Here is a 22,077-nt window from a genome sequence, read left to right as displayed (position 1 = left end):
CCGCGTCCGGCGATGGTGCTCTCGGGGTTCTTCGACCTCCAGGTCAACGGGTTCGCGGGCGTCGACTTCAACACGCCGGGCCTGGGCGTCGACGAGATTGATCGCGCGGTCAGTGCGATGCGGGCGACCGGCGTCACGCGATGCCTGCCCACGCTCATCACCTCGTCGCTCGAGCGATTCACCGCGTGCGCGTGGCCGATCGCCGCCAGCCTGTCGCCCGCGATCGCCGGGCTCCACCTGGAAGGGCCGTACGTGTCGCCGCTGGACGGTCCGAGGGGAGCGCACCCAGCGGCCTGGGTGCGCGATGCCTCGATCGACGACTACCATCGCCGCGAGGACGCCGCGGGCGGGCGCGTCCGCCTCGTCACGCTCGCGCCCGAGGTTCCGGGCGCCATCGCCTTGATCGAGCATCTGGTGGAGCGCGGCGTTCGCGTCGCGATCGGCCACACGGCCGCGACGCCTGCGCAGATTCACGACGCGGTGCGCGCCGGCGCGACCCTCTCCACGCATCTGGGCAACGGGTGCGCGGACGTGCAGCACCGCCATCACAACGTGATCTGGCCGCAGCTCGCGGCCGATGCGCTGTCGGCGAGCGTCATCGCCGACGGCCACCATCTGCCGGACGACATGCTCAAGAGCGTGCTGCGCGCGAAGGGGCTCGCGCGCGCCGTGCTCGTGACCGACGCCATGGCCGCGGCCGGCGCGCCGCCCGGCCGCTACCGGCTGGGGGATCTCGAGGTCGAGCGCGAGGCGAGCGGCCGCGTCGGGTTGCCCGGCACCCCGTACCTCGCCGGCTCGTCGCTCACGATGGACGCCGCGATCGGGCACGTCGTGCGCGTGACCGGCTGCACGCTCGATCGCATCCTGCCGCTCGCGACGACGCAGCCGGCCGCGCTCGTGGGGCTCGAACCGGCGGGCACGGTCTCGGCTGACTGGGACGCCACGCGCGGCACGCTCACGGTCATCCGCGTGGACGACTGAATGCCCGACGCGCCGCTCGGACCGCCCCGGCCGTCGATCTCACCCGCGCTCGTCGCCGCCACGCTCGTCGCGCTCGTGCTCTTCAGGGCCGTCGTCTGGGTGGGCTGGGAGCAGTCGCACTTCGATCCCGACCAGGCCGTCATCGGGCTGATGGGACAGCACATCGCCGAAGGCCGCGCCTTTCCCGTGTTCATGTACGGGCAGACCTACCTCCTCACGATCGAGTCGTGGCTGGCCGCGCCGCTCTTCGCCGCGTTCGGCGCGTCGGTACCGCTGCTGAAGGCGCCGATCCTCGCCATGGACGTCGCCATCGTCTTGCTGCTGTACTTCGGGCTGCTTCGCGCCGGCACGACGGCGATCGGCGCGTGGCTCGCGTCGCTGTTCTTCGCGATGGCACCGCCCATTACCGGGAGCCGGCTCGTCGAGGCCGCCGGCGGGCACATCGAGCCGTTCCTGTTCGCGCTGCTGCTCTGGTGGCTGCGGCATCGTGCCGTGTGGTACGGGATCGTCGCGGGCATCGGCGTGACGCATCGCGAGTTCGCCTGGTACGCCGTGGCCGCCACGCTCGCGCTCGACGTGTGGGGTTCGACCGCGTGGAGCCGCCGTCGCCTGCGGCACTGGGCCACGGTGGCGATCGTCCTCGTGCTCGTCGGCGTCGGCTTGCGTGCGCTCGCGCGCCGCGATCCCGTGCTCGGCCCAGGGACGGAAGGCATGGCCGTGGCGGGGCTGATGACGACGCCCGCCGGCCGTCTCTGCATCGATCCGTCGACGAGCCTCTCCAACCTCCACTGGCTGTTCACCCGAAACCTCCCCGCGTTGTTCGGCTGGCGGCCGGAGCCGCTGCGCTACTACAACCTCAACAGCGATCTCACGGCCGGCCACTGGTGGGTGCTGGCGGCCATCGTCGCGATCGCCGGGATGGCGGTCGTGCGCGTCGTGCCGGTGCTGGTTGCATGGCGCCCGAGCTGGTCGGCCGGTGGCCCAGAGGGCAGGCGTCCGGAGATCGCCCCGTCGCTCTTCCCGGGGTTTCTCGTGCTCGTCGGTGTGCAGGCGGCGCTCGTGTACGCGCTGGCCAGTTGCGGCGTCCAGCGCCAGATGTACATCCGGTACGACCTGTTGACGCTGTTCGTGGCGAGCGGCGCAACGGCCTGGCTGCTGACGACGCTTCGCCAGGCGGTGGGCCGCCGCGTCGTCATCGCCGCCGTGCTGGCGTGGACGTTCGCTGCGGCGTGGGACACCGCGCGCGTGCTGCACGAGTATCTCGTGCGGACGCCGCCCAACCCGGTGCGCGAGCTCATCACGCACCTCGAGCGCCGCGGCCTTCGCCTCGGGCACGCGCCGTACGAGATCGCCTACATGGTGACGTTCATGTCGCGCGAGCAGGTCGTCCTCGGTTCGACCGACATCGTGCGGATCAACGAGTACCAGGACCGCGTGCACTCGTCGAAGACTCCGGTCGTCTACGTTCGCCGCGCGCCGTGCGAGCTCACCGCGCCGGCGGCGACCGAGCTCGACGGCTGGTGCATCGAGTGGGATTGAGCGGCGAGACGGAGCGCGCCCGAGTCCAGGAAATGGCAGCATCGGCGGCGCGTCGCGCGGGCCGATCGCCGGATCGACCTGACAGAATGGTTGCGGTAATATCCGGTCGATGTCGAGTCTGGATTCGGCGGTCCGGGAGAAGATCCTGGGGCTCGTCGCCGATTGGAAGGATGAACCTGGCGCGCTGCTGCCGGTGCTGCACGCGGTCCAGCATGCGCTCGGGTACGTGCCGCCCGACGCGGTCCCGCTCATCGCGCACGGCCTGAACCTCTCGCGAGCCGAAGTCCACGGCGTCGTCAGCTTCTATCACTACTTTCGCGAGACGCCGCCGGGCCGCCACACGATCCATCTGTGCCGTGCCGAGTCGTGCCAGGCGATGAACAGCCGGGCGCTCGAGGCTCACGCGAAGACGGCGCTCGGCGTCGAGTTCCATCAGACCACCGCCGACGGTGCGTTCACGCTCGAGCCGGTGTACTGCCTCGGCAACTGCGCGTGTTCGCCGGCCGTGATGATCGACGGCGAGCTGTACGGTCGGGTGTCGTCGGAGCGCTTCGACGAGCTCGTCGCCGACTGGGGGAAGCGCTAGTGCCGGTGACGATCTACGTGCCGCGCGATTCCGGCGCGCTCTCGCTCGGCGCCGAGGCGGTGGCGAGGGCGATTGCCGACCGGGCCCGGACGGATCACGCGGACGTGCGCATCGTGCGCACCGGCTCACGGGGTCTCTACTGGCTGGAGCCGCTCGTCGAGGTCGACGTGAACGGCACGCGCATGGCCTATGGTCCCGTAACGGCGGCCGACGTGCCCGCGTTGTTCGCCGCCGGGCTGCTGCGCGGCGGTCATCACGATCTGAGCCTGGGGCCAACCGAGCAGATTCCCTGGCTCGAATCGCAGCAGCGGCTCACGTTCGCGCGCGTGGGCATCGTCGATCCGGCCGACCTCGACGACTACCTCGCGCATGGCGGCTACAAGGGCCTCGCGAGGGCCTTGACGATGTCCTCAGAGGCGATCGTGCAGGAGGTCACTGACTCCGGGCTGCGCGGCCGCGGCGGCGCAGCGTTCCCGACCGGCATCAAGTGGAAGACCGTGCTCGACGCGCCCGCGGATCAGAAGTACGTCACGTGCAACGCCGACGAGGGCGACTCGGGAACCTTCGCCGATCGCATGCTGATGGAAGGCGATCCGTTCGTGCTGATCGAAGGCATGACGATCGCCGCGCTGGCCGTCGGCGCGACGCAAGGGTTCATCTACCTGCGCGTCGAGTACCCGCACGCGCACGCCGCGCTCACCGCCGCGATCGCCGCCGCGCGGAAGCGCGGCTATCTCGGCCGCAGCATTCGCCACACCGGCAAGGCGTTCGACCTCGAGGTTCGGCTGGGCGCCGGCGCCTACATCTGCGGCGAAGAAACCTCCATGCTGGAGAGCCTCGAGGGCAAGCGCGGCGAGATCCGCCCGCGTCCGCCGCTGCCCGCCGTCAAGGGCCTCTTCGGCAAGCCGACGATCGTCAACAACGTTGTCTCGCTCGCGAGCGTGCCGATCGTGCTCGACAAGGGGGCGGCGTTCTACCGCGACTTCGGCATGGGCCGCTCTCGCGGGACCCTGCCAATCCAGTTGGCCGGCAACGTCAAACGCGGCGGGTTGATCGAGCGGGCGTTCGGCCTGACGATGAGGGAACTGCTGGACGAGTACGGCGGGGGAACGGCCAGCGGCCGGCCCACTCGGGCCGTGCAGGTCGGCGGGCCGCTCGGCGCCTATGTGCCGCCCGCCGATTTCGACACCCCGATCGACTACGAGGCGTTCGCCGCCGCCGGCGCGATGCTCGGGCACGGTGGCTTCGTCGTCTTCGACGACACGGTGGACATGGCGGCCATGGCGCGCTTCGCCTTCGAGTTCTGCGCCATCGAGTCCTGCGGCAAGTGCACGCCCTGCCGCATCGGATCGACGCGCGGCGTCGAGATCGTGGACCGGATCCGCGCCGGCCGCGATCGAGATGCGCAACTGGTTCTGCTCGAAGATCTGTGCGATACGATGGTAGACGGGTCCCTCTGCGGGCTCGGCGGCATGGCGCCGTATCCGGTGCGCAGCGCGCTGAAGCACTTCCGCGAGGATTTCCTCCGCGCGCCGTAGACCGAGCGAGGCTCTTATGTACGCTCTCGACCATGTTGATGCGGGTACGCCGTCCAGCCCGTCCACACGGCTGGTCACCCTCGACATCGACGGCGTGACCGTGACGGTGCCGGAAGGCACGTCGCTCATGCGCGCCGCCTCGTCGGTCGGCCTCCAGATTCCCAAGCTGTGCGCGACCGATACGCTCAAGGCCTTCGGCTCCTGCCGGCTGTGCCTGGTCGAGATCGAGGGGCGCCGCGGCTACCCCGCGTCGTGCACGACGCAGGCCGCCGATGGCCTGAAGGTCCGCACGCAGAGCCCGAAGCTCGCGGCGCTCCGTCGGAACGTGATGGAGCTGTACGTCTCCGACCATCCGCTCGAGTGCGTGACCTGTTCAGCCAACGGGCACTGCGAGCTGCAGGACATGGCCGAGGTCGTCGGCGTGACCGACACGCGCTACGGCCTGACCGGTGCCAACCACCTGGCCGCGACGCCTGACGCGAGCAATCCCTACTTCACGTTCGATCCGTCGATGTGCATCGTCTGCTCCCGCTGCGTGCGGGCGTGCGACGAGGTGCAGGGCACGCTCGCGCTCACGATCCAGAGCCGCGGGTTCGCGTCGACGGTCAGCGCGAGCCAGCACGAGCCGTTCATGACGTCCGAGTGCGTCTCCTGCGGCGCCTGCGTCGAGGCGTGCCCGACGGTGGCGTTGACGGAGAAGTCGGTCATCGAGCGTGGCGTCGCGGATCGCGCCGTCACGACGACCTGTGCGTACTGCGGCGTCGGCTGTTCGTTCAAGGCCGAAACGCGGGGCGGCGAGATCGTGCGCATGGTGCCGAACCGCGACGGGCAGGCCAACCACGGCCACGCCTGCGTGAAGGGGCGGTTCGCGTTCGGATACGCGACGCATCCGGATCGGATCACGACGCCCATGATCCGCCGGTCGATCGACGATCCGTGGCAGGAAGTGACCTGGGACGAAGCGATCGACCACACCGCGCGCGAGTTCCGGCGAATCCAGGCGACGTACGGCAAGGACAGCATCGGCGGCATCACGTCGTCGCGCTGCACGAACGAGGAGACGTTCCTCGTCCAGAAGCTCGTGCGCGCCGCGTTCGGAAACAACAACGTCGACACCTGCGCGCGCGTGTGCCATTCGCCGACCGGGTACGGCCTGAAGCAGACGATCGGCGAGTCTGCCGGTACTCAGCGGTTCGACTCCGTGATGAAGGCGGACGTCATCGTCGTCGTGGGGGCGAACCCGACGGACGGGCACCCGGTGTTCGCGTCGCAGCTCAAGCGGCGGCTTCGCGAAGGCGCGAAGCTCATCGTCGTGGACCCGCGGCAGATCCAGCTCGTGCGGACGCCCCATATCGAGGCCGCGTACCATCTGCAGCTCCGGCCGGGCACGAACGTCGCGCTGTTCACCGCGCTCGCGCACGTCGTCGTCACCGAGGGGCTGGCGAGGGAGGCGTACGTTTCGGAGCGCTGCGAGGCGGACTCGTACGAGAAGTGGAAGCAGTTCGTGGCCGATCCGCGTCATTCGCCGGAGGCCACTGAAGCCGTCACGGGCGTGCCGGCCGACCTCGTACGCGGGGCCGCGAGGCTGTACGCGTCGGCTGCGAACGGCGCCATCTACTACGGCCTCGGCGTGACCGAGCACAGCCAGGGCACGACGATGGTGATGGCCATCGCGAACCTGGCGATGTCGACCGGGAATCTGGGCCGCGAAGGCGTCGGCGTGAACCCGCTGCGCGGCCAGAACAACGTGCAGGGATCGTGTGACATGGGGTCGTTCCCGCACGAGTTCAGCGGATACCGTCACGTGTCCGATCCCGACGTGCGGTCGAGCTTCGAGCGCGCGTGGGGCGTGCCGCTCGAAGCCGAACCCGGCCTGCGGATTCCGAACATGCTCGAGGCGGCGCTCGACGGCAGCTTCAAGGGGATCTACATCCAGGGCGAGGATCCGGCCCAGTCGGATCCCGACACCCAGCACGTGACCGCGGCGTTCGCCGCGATGGAGTGCGTCGTCGTCCAGGATCTCTTCCTCACCGAGAGCGCGAAGTACGCGCACGTCTTCCTGCCGGGTTCGTCGTTTCTCGAGAAGGATGGCACGTTCACGAATGCCGAGCGCCGCATCTCGCGCGTACGACGCGTGATGCCGCCGCGCGCCGGGCTGGCCGACTGGGAGGTCACGGTGCGGCTGGCCAACGCGCTCGGCTATCCGATGCACTACCGGCATCCGTCCGAGATCATGGACGAGATCGCGCGCCTGACGCCGACGTTCACCGGCGTGTCGTTCGACAAGATCGATCGGCTCGGCAGCATCCAGTGGCCCTGCAACGACGCGGCGCCGGAGGGCACGCCGACGATGCACGTGGGGGCGTTCGTCCGCGGCAAGGGCAAGTTCTTCCTCACGGAGTACATCCCGACCAACGAGCGCACGACCCGCAAGTACCCGCTGATTCTCACGACCGGTCGCATCCTCACGCAGTACAACGTCGGCGCGCAGACGCGGCGGACGAGGAACACCGCCTGGACCTCGGAGGACGTGCTGGAGATCCACCCGCACGACGCCGAGCTGCGCGGCATCAAGGACGGCGACTGGGTCGGGGTCACGAGCCGGTCGGGCGAGATCGTGCTGCGCGCCGACGTCACCGAGCGCGTGCGGCCCGGCGTGGTCTACACGACGTTCCATTTCCCGGAGTCCGGCGCGAACGTCGTGACCACCGAGAACTCCGACTGGGCGACCAACTGCCCCGAGTACAAGGTCACGGCCGTCGAGGTCATGCAGGTCAACGAGCCGTCTGAATGGCAGAAGCGGTTCCGGGCGTTCACCGATCGGCAGCTCGAGTTGCTCAAGGGCGAGCAGCCAGCGCACGTCTGACATGCGGGTCGAGCGTCTCGTCTCGATGGCCAACGACATCGGCGCCTTCTTCGACGCCGAGCCGGACAAGGCCGAAGCGGCGCGCAGCGTCGCCAACCATCTCAAACGATTCTGGGATCCGCGGATGCGGAAAGAGATCGTCGCGCACTACGAGAGCGGCGGCGAAGGGCTCGACGAGCCGGCGCGCTCGGGCGTCCAACTGCTCGCGGGCGCCGGCGGGCCGTAGCGTTGGCTCTCGAGACCACGGCTCTGGCCGCGCGCAGGCCGTGGGGCGCGGGGCTCGGACGCATGCCGAACGCGAGGCGTGCGCCGCAACGCGAGCCGCATCCGATGATGGTCGAATGAAAGGCGTCGCTGCCGGATCAGTTCAAGGGCACGGCGGCTTCTGACGCGGCGGCCTTCATCGGCGCGCGAAGACCTTGGTCAGCCCCTTCTTGTCGAACGCAATCACGTCGTATGAGTCCTTGCGGTCGCCCTGCTCCATGCCGGGCGATCCGACGGGCATGCCGGGCACGGCCAGGCCGAGCACGACCGCGTTGGCCTTGCGCTGCTGCTGAAGCTGTCGCACGAGGTCGGCGGGGACGTGTCCTTCGAGCACGATACCGCCGACGAGCGCCGTGTGGCACGACTCGAGCGCCGGTGGCACGCCGTGCTTGCGCTTGATCGGCGCGACGTCCGCGATGTCGTGCACCGTGGTCGTGAACCCGTTCGCGCGCATGTGCGCGACCCAGTTGCCGCAGCAGCCGCACGTCGGCGACTTCCACACCTCGAGCACGTTCCCGGCCGTACCTTGCGCGCCCAGGCTCCGCAACGGCGCCGCCACCACCAGCGCACCGCTCGCCGCCATCAGCCATTCACGTCGAGTCATCACAAGCTCCAAAGCATCGGGTCATCGGACCATCGGATCGTCGGGCCAACGCATCGGGTCATCGGATCATCGGGCTATCGCATCGGATCATCCGACCATCGGGGCATCGGACTATCGCATCGGACCATCGGACCATCGAACCCTGCCGGACCCGGGACCCGGCACCCGGGACCCTGGACCGTTTTTGCTAGTATCCCACGCGATGACGTCCGACCGCCTTCGCGCGTTGCTCTCGATCTACCGCGACGGCCTGCTCCACGATACGGTCCCGTTCTGGATTCCGAGAGCCGTGGACGCCGAGTGCGGCGGGTTCCTCACGTGCCTGGACCGCGACGGTTCGGTGCTCCAGACCGACAAGCCCGTGTGGGTGCAGGGCCGGCTGACGTGGCTGCTGGCCACGCTCTACAACACGATCGAACGGCGGGAGGACTGGCTCGCGTACGCGAGACACGGCGTCGAGTTCCTCACGCGCCACGGCTTCGACGCCGATGGCCGGATGTTCTACGCGGTCACGCGCGACGGGCGGCCGCTCCGCAAGCGCCGCTACCTCTTTTCGGAGACGTTCACCATCATCGCGCTCGCCGCGTGCGGCACGGCCTCGAAGGATCCGTCGCTCGTCGCCCGCGCGTTGGAGCTCTTCAAGCTGGTTCTGCGCTATCACCGTGAGCCGGGACGGCTCGAGCCGAAGGTGAATCCCACGACCCGGCCGATGAAGGGGCTGGCGATGCCGATGATCCTGATCGCCACGGCACAGGAGCTGCGCAAGGCCGTGCGCGATCCGCTCTGCGACGAGGTCATCGCCGAGTCGATCGCCGAGATCGAGCGCGACTTCGTGAAGCCCGATCTGCGATGCGTGCTCGAGACGGTCGGGCCGAACGGCGAGGTCTACGACACGTTCGAGGGCCGGACGGTCTGCCCGGGACACGCGATCGAGGCCGGCTGGTTCATCCTGCACGAAGCGCGGCACCGCGGCGGCGACGGGCGGCTCCTCGAGTTGGGCGCTCGAATCATCGACTGGTCGCTCGTTTTCGGCTGGGACGATCGCTATGGCGGGCTGATGTACTTCCGCGACGCGCGCGGCCTGCCGAGCGCCGAGTATCCGCACGACATGAAGCTCTGGTGGCCGCACAACGAGGCGATCATCGCCACGCTGCTGGCGCACCATCTCACGGGCGAGCCCCGATACGCGCGCTGGCACGCGATGGTGCACGACTGGGCGTACGCGCACTTCCCGGATCCGGTCCACGGCGAGTGGTTCGGCTACCTGCACCGCGATGGCTCGGTGTCGACGACGCTGAAGGGCAACATGTGGAAGGGGCCGTTCCACCTCCCGCGCATGCAGTGGTACTGCACGCGGCTGATTGAAGAGATGCTGGGCGAGCGCGGCGCATGACCTTCACCGCTCAACTGCAGCCGCTCGACTACGTCGTCATGGCCGCCTACATGGCGGTGCTCGTCGTCATGGGCGCGGCACTGCGGCGGCGCGCCGGCGGCGACCTCGAGAGCTACTTCCTCGCCGGCCGGCGGCTGCCGGGCTGGCTCAACGGCGCGTCGTACGCCGCGACGTGCATGAACGCCGACGTCGCGCCGGCCTACTGCGGCATGACCGTCATCACCGGCGTGTTCGTCGCCTGGTGGTATCTCAGCCGCTTCGGGCTCGGCCTGATGATCGGCGCCGTGCTGTTCGCCGTGTTCTGGCGCCGCCTCGCGCTCACGACCTCGCCCGAGTTCTACGAGCTGCGCTTCAGCGGCGGCCCGGCCATCGCGGTCAGGACCTGGGTGGCGCTGCGCAGCGTCTTCATCGCCGTCGTCGCCTGGACGGGCGCCGGCCTGCTCGGCATGCACAAGGTCGCGCAGCCGATGCTCGGCTGGAGCCTGTGGACGACGTTCGCCGTCGTCGTGCCGATCATCCTGTTCTACGTCCTGCTCTCCGGCTACATCGGCGTGGTGATCTCGGACTTCTTCCAGACGCTCGTCATCATCGTCGCGTCGCTCACGCTGGTGTGGGCCGTGCAGGCCGACTTCGGCGGGCCGTCCGCGCTCCATGCCGCCGTGCTCGCGGCCGCGGGTCCGCAAGCCGTGCAGTGGTACCCGCCTCTCCAGCACGAGCTGCTGGGCGTCGTCGGCGTGGTTGCCTGGGCGGTCGGCACGGCCGTGGGCTACGGCGGGGACACGGCGCCGATGGCGGGTGCCATGGAGGGCCAGCGCATCCTCTCGTGCCGGAACGGACGGGAGGCCGCGAAGATGTACGTCTGGACGCAGGTCATCCTGTTCCTGATGCTCGCGCTGTTGACGTTGCCTGCGCTCGGCGCGATCGTCCGCTGGCCCGGGCTGCGCGACGGCAGCATCAACAAGGAGCTGGCGTACGGGATGCTGCTCGGCCACTACCTGCCGGCCGGCGTGCTCGGCCTGGCGGTCAGCGGGATCCTCGCGTCGATCATGTCCACCGTCAGCTCGAACATGAACTTCGGCGCGCAGGTGTTCGTGAACGACGTCTACCGCCGCTCGGTCGTCCGGCGCGCGTCGGATCGCCACTACCTCGTGGTCGGCCGGATCGTGGCCGCGACGATCGTGGGCCTCTCGATGATCGTGGCGAGCACGGCCGAGAACGTCATCGACATCTCGGTCTTCATGCTGGGGCTCTCGTCGGCCGAGCTCACGGCGAACTGGGCGCAGTGGTGGTGGTGGCGGTTCAACGGCAAGGCCCGCGCCGCCGCGTCGTTCGGCGGCCCGCTGCTGTTCCTCTTCAACCAGTACGTCGTGTTCCGCTATTTCATCGACGCCGGCGAGGCGTCGGCCTATCTCGTCGTCTTCGCGTCGATGGCGTCGACGTGCGTGCTCTGGATCGCCGTGGCGCTCTTGACCGAGCCGGAGCCCGAGGCGCAGCTCGTGGAGTTCTATCGCCGCGCGCGTCCGCTCGGCTCGTGGGGACCGATCGCGAAGAAGGCGGGGATCGCGCCGCTGGGGTGGGCGCCGATTGCGCGCGGGCTCGGCATCGCGGCGCTCGGCGCCACGATGGTCGGCGCGGCGATCATCGCGCTCTCGACCGCCTACGTGGGTCGTTGGCCGATCGTCGCGATCGCCGCGGCCGTGAGCCTGGTGACCGGCCTGGCGTTCAAGCGCACCTTCGGATCGTTCGTCTCCGTGTCCTGATCCATGCGCGTGTTCGTCGCGACGATGCTCGGAGGCGACGCGCAGCGTTGGTGCCACGCCGGGCTCGACGAGTTGCTCGGCCAGCATCGCGACGTGCTCCGCCCGGTGCCCGCCGGCACGCTGCACCTGACGCACTTCTTCTGCGACGATCTCTGCGATGTGCCCGTGGAATCGGTCGCCGGCGCGGTAGCCGCCACGGCGGCGGCCTGGCCGGCCTTCAGGATCCGGCTCGGCGGCCTGCGCACGCTGCCGCCCGGGCCGAGGCCGCGGTTGATCAGCCTGGAGGTGCCGGCCGGCGGGCCTCGGCTCGCGCAGCTCGCGAGCGCGCTCGCCGCGAGCGTCCGTCGCGCGCACCCAGCGCTCGCCATCGATCCAGCACGGTCCGCTCACGTGACGCTCGCCAGGTTCCGGAAACATGCCGGCGGCCGTGACGCGCGCGCGGTCGGCCGCGAGCTCGACGGCGTGTCGCGGCAGATGGGCGTGCGCGACGAGCCGATCGATCGCATCGAGCTCGTGCGCAGCACGTTGACCGACGCCGGGCCGGCGTACGAGACGCTGTCTCGCGCGGCGCTGTCAGGAACGGACGCGTGACGTCGCGTGCGGCGCGGCGGCTGGCGGCCGACGCGCTCGGGCTCTACGTGGCGTCACGTGCCGTCGGCCTTGCCATCCTGCTGCTGGTCGAGGATCGACTGCACGGCGCGCGGTTCCCCGGCGGTCCGCCGCTGCGGTTGTGGGCCGACGCGGTGGCGCGATGGGATGCCGTCTTCTACCGCTCGATCGCCGTGGACGGCTATCCCGTCCCGCTTCCGGTCGATGGCGCCGGCGCCGTGCAGCCCAACAACTGGGCGTTCTTCCCGGCGTTTCCCCTCCTGACGCGCGGCGTCAGCGCTGCGACTGGCGTGGGCTTCGAAGCCGCCGCCGTGCTCTTGAACCTCACGCTCGGCGCCGTCGCGTGCGTCTGGCTGGCCGCGCTCGTCCGGCGAGTCGCCGACGATCGGGCTGCGCTGAGGGCGGTCGGTCTCTGGACCTGTTTTCCGACCGCGTTCGTGCTGCAGGTGCCGTACTCGGAGGCGTGTTATGCCGCGTGCGCGATAGGCTGCCTGTACGCGCTCGTCGCGCGCAGGCCCGGGCTTTCGTCGGCGCTGCTGGTTGGAGCGGCGCTCAGCCGCGGCTACGTCCTGCCGCTCTCGGCGGCTGGGGTGGCATTCGTCGCGTCGGAGTGGCGCACGCGCCGTGATGTCTGGCGATCTCCCGCCATCCTCGGGCTCGCGCTCACTGCCGTCGCCGCCCCGTGGCTTTGGATGCTGATCGCCGCGATCGCGACCGGCCGTCTCGACGCCTATCAGGCGACACAAGAGGCCTGGGGGCTGTCGTTCGACGCTGCCCGGGCATTGGACCGCTGGCGCGACGCCATCGGCGCGTTGGGCCACGACCTGTATTTCACGGCCACGGTGGTCTCTCTCGCGCTGGCCTGCGTGACCACCGTGTTCGCGTGGACGGTGTCGGTCGGCATGGAGCTCCGCGCGTACGCCGTCGCTGCTGCGCTCCTCCTCGTGGCCATCAGCCAGCCCGGCGCTGTCGCGATCGGTTCCGTCCCTCGATTCACGTTCGGCATCGTGTCGATCCCCATCGTGCTCGCGATGCGCACGAGCGATCGCGCCACCGCCGGCCTGGCGCTGCTGGGGCTGGCACTCCAGTACTTCTGGGTCTTGAACGTCTGGACAGGAAGAATAGGCGTGGCGCCGTAGGGACGCGGTTGCTGGCGTGAGGCCGTGGGCTGCGCGACGCTCTTTCTGTCCAGGTCACGACCCACGAGCGAAGGTCGGCGCAGGGACGACTGTGGTATTCCGCTTGCACACACCCGGCCGAATGACAGGATCCGGTTCGTCTTCGCGTCGCCGCAGGCTCCTCCTCTGGCTGGCGATCGCCGGCGTCAGCGTGCCGGCGACCCTCGCGATCGCCTCGCTGATCCTCCTCCAGCCGAACCGGTTCAGGGCGACGGCCGAGCGTGAGTTGTCGGCCCGTCTCGGCCTCGATGTGCGCATCGAGTCGCTATCGCTGTCGATCGTGCCGCGGTGGCGCGTGTCGGGCACGAGCCTCGTCGTCCGCGACCCGGCGCAGCCAGAGCTGCCGCCGTTCCTGGCCATCGATCACTTCTGGATGGACGTCGGGCTGCTGTCCGCGCTGCGGCGCCACGTCGACACGGTGCACGTCGGCGGGTTGCGGATCAACGTGCCGCCGGACGACAGCCGTCCGGACTTCGACCTTCCGGATGACGGCGAAGCCGCGGGCGACATCATCGTCAATCGCCTCGAGACCGAGAATGGAGAGCTGACGATTCTCCGCAAACAGGCCGACCAGCCTCCGCTGGTGTTCAAGATCCGGGAGCTGGAGGTCCGCGATGTGGGCTTCGGCCGGAAGATGCCGTTCTCGACGTCGCTCGTCAACCCTGTCCCTGAAGGGCGCGTCGACACGTCGGGCACCATCGGTCCGTGGCGCAAAGGGCAGCCGGCGGCGCTGCCGCTCTCGGGGGACTACACGTTCTCGCTCGCGGATCTCGACACCATCAAGGGCGTCGGCGGCACGCTGACCTCCGAAGGGACGTACGAAGGGCACCTCACGGCGATCCGCGTGGCCGGCTGGACCGATACGCCGGACTTCAACCTCGACATCGGCGGCAAGCCGGTGCCGCTGAAGACGACCTTCCGCGCCGTCGTGGACGGCTCGAACGGGTCGACCGAGCTCGAGAGCGTCGACGCCACGCTCTTCGACACGCCGCTGCACGTGACCGGCCGTGTCGAGAATCTGCCCGGCCCTGGCCGTCACGACATCTCGCTGAAGGTGACGATCGACAACGGCCGAATCGAAGACCTCCTGCGGCTCTCGATGGACGCGTCGACGCCGATGATGACCGGGGCCATGACGCTCGAGAGCACGGTTGCGCTGGCACCGGGCCGCGGGCCGGTTCGCGACCGCCTGGCGCTCCGCGGCGCGTTTCGCCTCGCGCAGGCGCACTTCACCGATGGGCAGGTCCAAGCGAAACTCGTCGATCTGAGCCTCCGCAGCCGGGGCAAGCCGCCGAAGGGGGCCGCCGCGAAGCCGAAGGACGCGCGGCTCGCCACCAATCTGCGGGGTCGCTTTCAGATGGCGCGCGGCGTGCTGACGCTGACGAGCGTCACGTTCATGCTGCCCGGCGCCACCGTGGCGGTTCGTGGCCGCTACGGCCTCGCGAGCCGGACGATGGACTTCGACGGCACGCTGCGCATGCAAGCCACGGTGTCGCAGGCGGTCGGCGGGGTCAAGTCGTGGTTCATCAAGCCGTTCGACTGGCTGTTCCGCCGCGACGGCGCGGGCGCCGTGGTGCCGATCCGGATCAGCGGCACGCCCGACGATCCGAAGCTCGGCGTCCGGATCGGCAAGGTGCTCACGAGGAGCGACTGATCACTGATCTGGCAGCTTCTCATCCGGCTCGTTCGCGTCCTCGACCTCGTGCTGGCGCTGGCGATCCCAGGCTTCCTGCCGCACCTTCTGCGTCTTGTCGTCGTCGGCTCGCGGCGCGCGGGCGCGGGCTTTGGATTCCTCGGGCGAGTGCTGGTGCTCGGGGAGATTGTCCGGCCGATAGGGCGCATCCGGCTTGAGGCCGATCTCGAGTTTGTCCTTCGCGCTCATGGGGTCCTCCTCTTGCTCGTTCAGGAACAGCGTTCCGAGACGGTCCGCATCTTCTGCACGGTCAGGACGTCATTGGCGCCGACGGTCCCGGTGACTTCGACGGTGCGGCCCAGCGCTCCCGGAATGTCGACGTTGCCGCCCGCCGAGAGCCGGTAGATCCGGCTGCCGCCGTTCGCCTTGACGACGAGCTTGTAGATATCGGCGCGCGACGCGGCGTCCCGCTCCACGCAACCGACCACCGTGATGGCTTGCGGTACCGTTTCGGCGGCAGGCGCCGCCTCCGGTCTCGACGCCAGCACACCGGCCATCGCGATGGCGAACACGACTCCCAACATGGCTCTCATGGGTCAATACCTCGTCTCGTAGATCAGATCCACTCCGCCTGCTTCGTTGCGCCGGTCCGCCCGCTGTTCCGGTGCGCCCTGCGCGATCGACGTCACCAGCCGCAGGACGTCCGAAAGCCGGTACTCGACGGACAGACGCCGCCGATCGCCCCGTCCGACTTCCTGCCGGACGCCGACGTACAAACGCTCGCCGATCTGGCTGCCGAGTTGCACGACCGGCGCGCTCGATCCGGATGGCGCCTGAATCTCGAACAGGTCGAGGTTCAGCGCCCGGGCCACCGAGTCAGCCACCGGCGTGGCGATGGCGCCCGCCGCCATCGACGCCACGCGCTCGGACAGCGACGTCCGCTCCGAGCTGCCGAGCTCGTTGATCTGCTGGCCGAACACGATCAGCGACAGTACTTCCGCGTCGTCGAGCGGCGGACGGCTCGCGAGCCTGATCGTCGGCTCGCGCATCGTCCCCTGCACCTGGACCTCCGTCTCGACGCCAGAGATGACGCGCGTCGCCGTGATGTCGAGCGCCGGGTCGATCGGCTGCTGACCCCGGAATCTGACGGTGCTGTCGCGTTGAACGTCGAACCGCCGCCCTTGGAACGCGTAGTAGCCGCGCTGCACGCCGAGGCTGCCGGTGATCGCCAGCGGGGCGCCGGGCCGTTTCGCGACGTCGAGCGATCCGCCGGCGACGATGTTCACGTCGCCGAGCCCGATGGCCGAACCATCCATCCGCAGAGCGCGGCCGCGAATCACGAGGTTGTCCGGCATCGTGACGGCGATCGCGAGATCGACACGGTCGAAGAGGCCGGGCGCCGCCGCTGCGGCGCTGTCCGCGCCAGCCGCCTGGTTTGCAGACGGGGCCGCCGGCGTGGGCGCGGGTGGAGACGGGCTCGAGTCCTGTAGAGCGGCGGACGATGGTGCCGCGGCGCCGGGCGCTCCTGCGCCCGCCCGTATGCCGCCGGGTGAGGCCTCGGGAGCATCGGCATCCTCCGGTGCCTGCGGCCGCGTGCTGTAGACGTTCTTCGTCAGCGTCTCGAGAATCTGGTCGACCTCGAGGCGGCCTTGCGCGATCCGGAGATCGCCCGTGATACGCGGAGAGAGAAACCCGCCGGCAGCCTGCAGCGTGCCGTCGACCTGCAGGCTGCCGGACTTGTTGTTCAGCACGTGGAAGTCCGACGCCTTCAGCCGGACGTCGAGCGAGCGCTCGGCGGCCGCGCCGATGACGTCGAGCCCACCCTCCGCGCTCAGCGTATGGCCGTCGTCGTCGGTGAGCTGCAGGCGCTGGATGCTCAGGTGGTTGCGGGCGAACGCCAGGCGCGCGTCGAAGTTGCGGTAGCGGACGCCCGTCGTGTCGAGCATGAAGCCGGCCTGGTCGATCGCGATGCTGCCGTCGACGAACGGTGCGTGCGTCTGGCCGGTTACGTGCACGTCGAACGTGCCCGTGCCGGTCACGTCGGTCACTTCCGTCGTGAAGCCCTGGATGAAGCCCAGGTCGATTGGCGTGCTCTGCACGCGCACGTCGAGTCCCGGCGTCGCTCCCGTGGCGGCGGCCGTCGGGACCCCGACGGTTCCGGCAATCGTCAGCCGGTTGGCCGAGGTCTGCTGCAGCTCGGCGTCGATCGTCGCGATCGATTCGGCGTACCGGACGTTGCCGCGGGCGGCCGTGAACGGCATGTTCTCGATGCGACCGTTGACGATCAGGAACTCGGCGGCAACGTCCGGCGTGCGGATCGGCCCCTGGATCGTGGCGGTGGCGTTCAGGAGTCCGTCGAGCTTCCGGCCGCTCATCAGGATCTGATTGAGATCGGCGAGCTGCACGCGCTCGGCCCGCACGGTGAGCGGCGGCGCGTCGTCCGGCGGCGGCTGGTCGCCGAGGCCGACGTCACCGCCCACCTCGATGCGCTGATCCCCGCGCGCGAGCACGAGCGAATCGACGTGTACGCGGTCGTCCCCGAGGTCGATCCGCGCCGCTCGTCCGGCCGGCATGGCCCAGACCGCGCCCGCCGTGTCGATCTGCAGGTGTCGAAGCGCAATCTCGCGCTGCTCCGGCTGGAGCGAGAGGACGCCGGCGAGCTCGACCGTCCGGGTTGCCTGCTCGATGCGCGTGTCGAGCGTGACCAGGCGCCGGTCGTAGCCCGCGGTGCCGCCGAGCCGGACGATCTCGAGGCCGCCGGCCTTCACGAACGTCGCCTCGACCTTCGAATTCGCCCGCAGGAGATCCGGATTGCGCTCCGGCAGTGTGGCGGTGAACGTCGTGCCCAGCGTGAGGGCGGACGTGGAACCGTAGGCGATCGACCGGGCATTGAGCGCACCCTCGGCCTGCGGCGAATCCGCTGGCCCGGTGACGCGTGCGTTCAGATCGGCCGCGCCGGCCAGGTCGATGCCCACGATCTTGCCGACGGCCGACAGGTCGTCGGCGGCAGCGACGACGCGCAGGTCGGAGTTACCGGTCGGGCCGAGCGCGGCCGTACCGTCCGCGTCCAGATGGAGGCCGGCGGCGGCGAGCGTCAGCGTGCGGATGGTGGCGACGCCGCCGACGAGGTCGGCGTCGATCATGCCGTTCTCGACCGTCACACCGCGCGCGGTGGACCGCTGCAGCGCGACTCGACCGCGGACGTCCAGGGTCTCGACGCCGATCGGCGCGCCGAGATCGTGGAACGTCACGGCGACGTCCGTCGTCCCGTTCAGCTCGAACGGCGGGAGGCTGTTCAAGCCGGCGAGGGTCGGCGTCACGCCTTGGAAATCGCCGGCGGCCCGCACGGCGAGCCGTTGGCCGTCGAGCGCCACGTTCAGAGCCATCGCGCCGAAATGGGCGCCGCCCAACGTCGAATCGGCGAGCGAGGCATCCGCGCTGATCACGCGTCGCCCGGGGCCCGACTGCGTGCCTTCCACCGCGAACGTGCCGCTCACTTCGCCGTGGAAGCGATCCTCGGCGAGCAGGGGAATGTCGAGCGGCGCCGACAGCCGCTGCACGTCGAGCCCCGCGATCTCGCCCTGCGCGCGGTAGGCCACCACGCCGCCCGCTGACTCGACGTGGCCGGTCGTGCCGGGTTGGAGCGACGCGCCCTCGAACTCGGACTGCTCCAGCGCCACGTCCGCCGACCAGCCTTCCGTCCCCGTCCGCACGGCATACCGGCCGTTCAACGTCGTCGTGAACCGCGGCAGCTCGAGCGTCGGCGGAAGGTTGGTCAACGCGGCAGACCGGAACGTTCCGGTCGCCGTCAGCCCCGCGCGGCTGCCGCTCTCGGCATTGGCGAACTGCCATTTCGCATCAGTGGCGACCGTCGCGCCGTAGGCCGCCGCCGTTCCCCGGAATCGGAGCAGACCTCGATCGAGGCCGCCGGCGATGTCGAGGGCTGTCGCCTCGTAGCCGAACGCCTTGGCGTGCGGTCCCGCGAACGTGAACCTCAACGACGGCGGGGCGCCCGAGGCCAGGACGCCGCGCACGGTGGCGCGCCCCGTGATGTCCGAGGTCCATCGCGGCGTGTCGAAGATCGTCGCCAGATCGAGCGACGTCGTGTCCACCGTGGCGGCGAGCGAGCGACCGTCATCGCTCGTCGTCAGCTCGACGTCTCCGGCCGTCCGGCTCGCTGCCCGCGCGAGCTCGAAGCGCACGCGCACGTCGGCGAACGAGCGGAGGAACTCGCCAGACAGCGCCTGGATGACGTAGCCCGTCGTCTCTTCGCGGCCTGTGAGGCGGCCGACGTGCATGGCCATGCCCTCGGCTTCGCGTCCGAGCGTCGCATCGAGCTGCACGTCCATGAGCGCGCGCCGCGCCATGGCGCGGGGGACGATCTCGACCGCGCCGCCCGAAACGCTGAGACGGCGGATCGCGAAGGCCATCGGTTCGCCCGACGGCGTCGCGGACGGCTTCGCGAGCCGAGCGACGTTCCATCCCTGCTCGGTCTCGACGACGCGCACGTGCGGATCGCGGAGCACGACCTCGGAGAGCACGAGCCCCTGCCGCACGAACGTGAGCAGGCTGTAGCGCACCGTTACGGCGGGGGCTTCGACGACGGTCACGCCGTCCTGGACCAGCCTCACGTCGTCGAGCGCGACGCCCGAGAGCAGCGCGCCGCCCAGCCGGCCGATCGAGAGCTGGCCGTTCAACACGCGATTCGCACGGTTGACGGCCAGATCGCGCAGCCGGTCCTTGGCCCACGACGTCTGGAGCACGATGAGGCCCAGCACGACCACAGCCGCAGCGAGTGCGAGGAAAGCGGCCAGGGCGAGCAGGAGCCAGCGGGCGACGCGCATCAGAACGCCTGCCCGATGCTGACGTGTACGCGCCAGTGCCGACGCTCGGGCTCGCCGTTCACGACGAGCCCGGGGATCGGGTTGAGCTGGTAGCCGAGATCGGCGCGCAGGGGACCGACCGGCGTCTGGTAGCGAAGACCTGGGCCGATGTTCACGCGCAGCCGCAGGCGTTCATCGGACCAATCGCTCGAGCCGACGCTGCCCGCATCGACGAAAGCGACGCCGTTCAGCTTGCCACCGGCCGGGAATCTGAGCTCGGACGACAGGAGCACGAGCGCGCGGCCGCCGATCGGCAGGCCGTCCTCGTTGAGCGGGCCGACCTGGAATCGGCCCCAGCCTCGAAGGCTGGTCGAGCCGCCCAGGAAGTAGCGGCGTGAGAACGGGATCGTGGTCGAGTCTTCCGCGATCACCGAGCCGAGGTTGACGCGGCTGGCGAGCACGGCCGGACCGACCTGGCGATACGCCCGGCCCTCGACCAGCACTTCGTCGAACCGGTAGGTGCCGCCGAAGAGCCAGGGCGCGGCGTGCTCGAGGTGGAGCGAGAGGATCGTCCCGCGCCGCGGCGCCACCGGGTCGTCCACGGCCCGCCGCTCGAGATCGAAGTCCACGGAGGCGAGCGTGCCCGCGCCGCGCCCCGTCTCCGGGTCCAGCCCCAGCGCGATCCGTTCCTCGCGCCGCGACAAGTCCTGCAGCGCGTCCGCTCGCACGCCGTATTTCAGGTGCTCGTGCGCGTAGCCGAAACGCACGTTGTAGCGGACCGCGTCGTTCGGATTCTCCGCCGAGGTCTCCGTCTGGTAGGCGATGCTGGCGCGGCCGCCGTACGACTCGGAGCTGTAGGACAGTTGCTCGAGGTGCTCGGCGCGGCCGGAGACCGTGAGCGACCAGCCCGGCCGCCAGAGGTACGGCTCGGTGAAGTTCAGCCGGACGCTGCGTTCGAGGAAGGACGCGCGCGCCTCCACCTCGGCCTTGCGCGCGCCGCCCAAGAAGTTCACGTGCTGCCAATCGACCGTGCCGCGCGCGCGCTCCTCCGTCCCGTAGCCGATGCCGAGCCGCAAGCGGCGCGGCGGACCTTCCGCGACGGTGACGCGCACGGGGACGCGTTCGCCCTGCGGCTCGTCCATGCGCGGCGAGATGTTCGCCAGGTCGAACAGCTCGAGCGAGGACAGGCGGCGCTGCGACAGTCGGACGAGCCGCTCGCGATAGAGATCGCCGGGCTCGAAGACGATCTGCCGCTGCACGACGTCCGGCGTGACGTGCTCGAGCCCCGTGATGTTGAACTCGCCGAACCGCATCTCTTCGCCGGCGTTCGCGCGGAAGGTCACGACGACCGAGTGCGGCGCCTCGCCGGGCCGTTCGCCAGCGTCCACGGCGGCGAGCGGATAGCCGTTGTTCTTGAACAAGCTCGTCGTCAGGTCGCGCGTGGCGCGCACGGCATTGCGATCGCGGGGCGCGCCGGCCTTGAGCGGAGCGGCGTCCACCTGACGACGGACGTTCTCGGGAAGCGGTTCCAGCCCCTCGAAGCGCACGGCTTCGACCACGACCGGCTCCCCCTCGTCGATGTCGATTCGCACGCGGACTGAAGACCGATCCTCGGCGAGGTCCACGTCGACGCCTCGCACGCGCTGCGACGGATACCCATGGTCTGCGTAGTACGCATGGATGCGCTGCAGGTCGGCTTCGAACTCCGCACGATCGAAGTAGTGTTTCGGCGACCACGGCAGCCAGCCGCTCTCGCGCGTGGCGAGCACCGCTTTCAAGTCGCCGTCGCTGACCGCGTGGAGTCCGGTGAAGGCGACGTCTTTGACGACGATGGCGCCTTCTTCGTGACAGCCGGCCAGGACGAAGACGAACGCTGCGGCCGTCAGGCGGCCGATGATGCGAGACACGGCATCGTTCCAACCAAATACCGTGCCCGGCGCCATAACGCGCCGAAGGTCGCGGGCCGTGGCATCGGAAGGGGAGGGCCAGGCTTGGGTATCCGGGATCGCCTCGCCGCCGGATGCGGGACCCGACGGCCCAAGGTGACCATCGCTTTCCCCTCTCGTGCGTCTATCCCGCGAGCTGAGCATTCCGATGCCCACTGTTGGCACTGCCGAGCAACACCGATCGGGCAGCGAGCCGTCCGGCCGCTGAGCAAAGCCGAAAGCTTGGCGACGAAGTACGTCCCCGAGGCAGACCTCGGCGCGTAGGGCACCGGACGGCGTGATGTCGTAGTTGGGTCCCGATCTTGCGACAGCCGGAAGCAGGTTCCCCTCGAGTACGTCGCAGGATGTGCACGCCAG

At 69.8% G+C, this 22,077-nt stretch carries 16 protein-coding genes; 11 read left to right on the top strand and 5 right to left on the bottom strand.

Annotated features, from left to right (window positions below):
* Nucleotides 1–12: 12 nt before the first annotated feature.
* From IT184_16065 to IT184_16040, 6 genes are all read left to right on the top strand, one after another.
* A complete protein-coding gene (locus tag IT184_16065; protein ID MCC7010324.1) occupies nucleotides 13–981 on the top strand; it encodes an amidohydrolase family protein in 969 nt (322 codons plus the stop codon).
* Nucleotides 982–2,520 carry a hypothetical protein gene (locus IT184_16060; protein MCC7010323.1) on the top strand — a complete coding sequence of 513 codons (1,539 nt, stop codon included), beginning with the start codon at nucleotides 982–984 and terminating at the stop codon, nucleotides 2,518–2,520.
* A gap of 109 nt (nucleotides 2,521–2,629) precedes the next feature.
* A complete protein-coding gene (locus IT184_16055) occupies nucleotides 2,630–3,106 on the top strand; it encodes a formate dehydrogenase subunit gamma (protein ID MCC7010322.1) in 477 nt (158 codons plus the stop codon).
* Nucleotides 3,106–4,644, top strand: a complete 1,539-nt coding sequence (locus IT184_16050) for a formate dehydrogenase (protein MCC7010321.1) — start codon at nucleotides 3,106–3,108, stop codon at nucleotides 4,642–4,644. Before IT184_16055 ends, IT184_16050 begins: the two co-directional genes overlap by 1 nt.
* A 16-nt stretch (nucleotides 4,645–4,660) precedes the next feature.
* The gene (gene fdhF / locus IT184_16045) at nucleotides 4,661–7,510 is read left to right on the top strand and encodes a formate dehydrogenase subunit alpha (protein MCC7010320.1); all 2,850 of its coding nucleotides are present in this window, start codon (nucleotides 4,661–4,663) and stop codon (nucleotides 7,508–7,510) included.
* Nucleotide 7,511: 1 nt separating this feature from the next.
* Nucleotides 7,512–7,736 (top strand): formate dehydrogenase subunit delta, encoded by a 225-nt coding sequence (locus IT184_16040; protein ID MCC7010319.1) that lies wholly within the window; start codon nucleotides 7,512–7,514, stop codon nucleotides 7,734–7,736.
* A gap of 174 nt (nucleotides 7,737–7,910) precedes the next feature.
* On the opposite strand, the gene IT184_16035 is transcribed toward IT184_16040, so the two are convergent.
* Nucleotides 7,911–8,378, bottom strand: coding sequence for a DUF411 domain-containing protein (locus IT184_16035; GenBank protein ID MCC7010318.1), 468 nt, complete (start codon nucleotides 8,376–8,378; stop codon nucleotides 7,911–7,913).
* Between the two features lie 202 nt (nucleotides 8,379–8,580).
* On the opposite strand from IT184_16035, the gene IT184_16030 reads away from it, so the two are divergent.
* From IT184_16030 to IT184_16010, 5 genes are all read left to right on the top strand, one after another.
* Nucleotides 8,581–9,771, top strand: coding sequence for an AGE family epimerase/isomerase (locus tag IT184_16030; protein MCC7010317.1), 1,191 nt, complete (start codon nucleotides 8,581–8,583; stop codon nucleotides 9,769–9,771).
* The gene (locus IT184_16025; protein MCC7010316.1) at nucleotides 9,768–11,531 is read left to right on the top strand and encodes a hypothetical protein; all 1,764 of its coding nucleotides are present in this window, start codon (nucleotides 9,768–9,770) and stop codon (nucleotides 11,529–11,531) included. Before IT184_16030 ends, IT184_16025 begins: the two co-directional genes overlap by 4 nt.
* A gap of 3 nt (nucleotides 11,532–11,534) precedes the next feature.
* Nucleotides 11,535–12,122: a hypothetical protein gene (locus IT184_16020; GenBank protein MCC7010315.1), complete on the top strand. Its 588-nt coding sequence runs from the start codon at nucleotides 11,535–11,537 to the stop codon at nucleotides 12,120–12,122.
* On the top strand, nucleotides 12,119–13,279 hold the full coding sequence (locus tag IT184_16015) for a hypothetical protein (GenBank protein MCC7010314.1): 1,161 nt from the start codon (nucleotides 12,119–12,121) through the stop codon (nucleotides 13,277–13,279). The genes IT184_16020 and IT184_16015 overlap by 4 nt, the downstream gene beginning before the upstream one ends.
* 190 nt (nucleotides 13,280–13,469) lie before the next feature.
* Nucleotides 13,470–14,972 (top strand): hypothetical protein, encoded by a 1,503-nt coding sequence (locus IT184_16010; protein MCC7010313.1) that lies wholly within the window; start codon nucleotides 13,470–13,472, stop codon nucleotides 14,970–14,972.
* Here IT184_16010 and IT184_16005 read toward each other — a convergent pair whose 3' ends face one another.
* From IT184_16005 to IT184_15990, 4 genes are read right to left on the bottom strand one after another with little or no spacing between them, the layout of a single operon-like run.
* On the bottom strand, nucleotides 14,973–15,200 hold the full coding sequence (locus IT184_16005) for a hypothetical protein (protein MCC7010312.1): 228 nt from the start codon (nucleotides 15,198–15,200) through the stop codon (nucleotides 14,973–14,975). It lies immediately after the preceding gene.
* A 20-nt stretch (nucleotides 15,201–15,220) separates the two neighbouring features.
* Nucleotides 15,221–15,544, bottom strand: coding sequence for a hypothetical protein (locus tag IT184_16000; protein ID MCC7010311.1), 324 nt, complete (start codon nucleotides 15,542–15,544; stop codon nucleotides 15,221–15,223).
* A 3-nt stretch (nucleotides 15,545–15,547) separates the two neighbouring features.
* Nucleotides 15,548–19,795 carry a translocation/assembly module TamB gene (locus IT184_15995; GenBank protein ID MCC7010310.1) on the bottom strand — a complete coding sequence of 1,416 codons (4,248 nt, stop codon included), beginning with the start codon at nucleotides 19,793–19,795 and terminating at the stop codon, nucleotides 15,548–15,550.
* Complete coding sequence (locus IT184_15990) at nucleotides 19,795–21,681, bottom strand: BamA/TamA family outer membrane protein (GenBank protein MCC7010309.1); 1,887 nt, start codon at nucleotides 21,679–21,681, stop codon at nucleotides 19,795–19,797. Before IT184_15990 ends, IT184_15995 begins: the two co-directional genes overlap by 1 nt.
* Nucleotides 21,682–22,077: the final 396 nt, after the last annotated feature.

This window comes from Acidobacteriota bacterium, from assembly GCA_020853395.1.
Taxonomy (GTDB): domain Bacteria; phylum Acidobacteriota; class Vicinamibacteria; order Vicinamibacterales; family SCN-69-37; genus JADYYY01.
The sequence above is the reverse complement of the archived record's forward strand: the minus strand, read 5'-3'. Positions and strand labels throughout refer to the sequence as shown.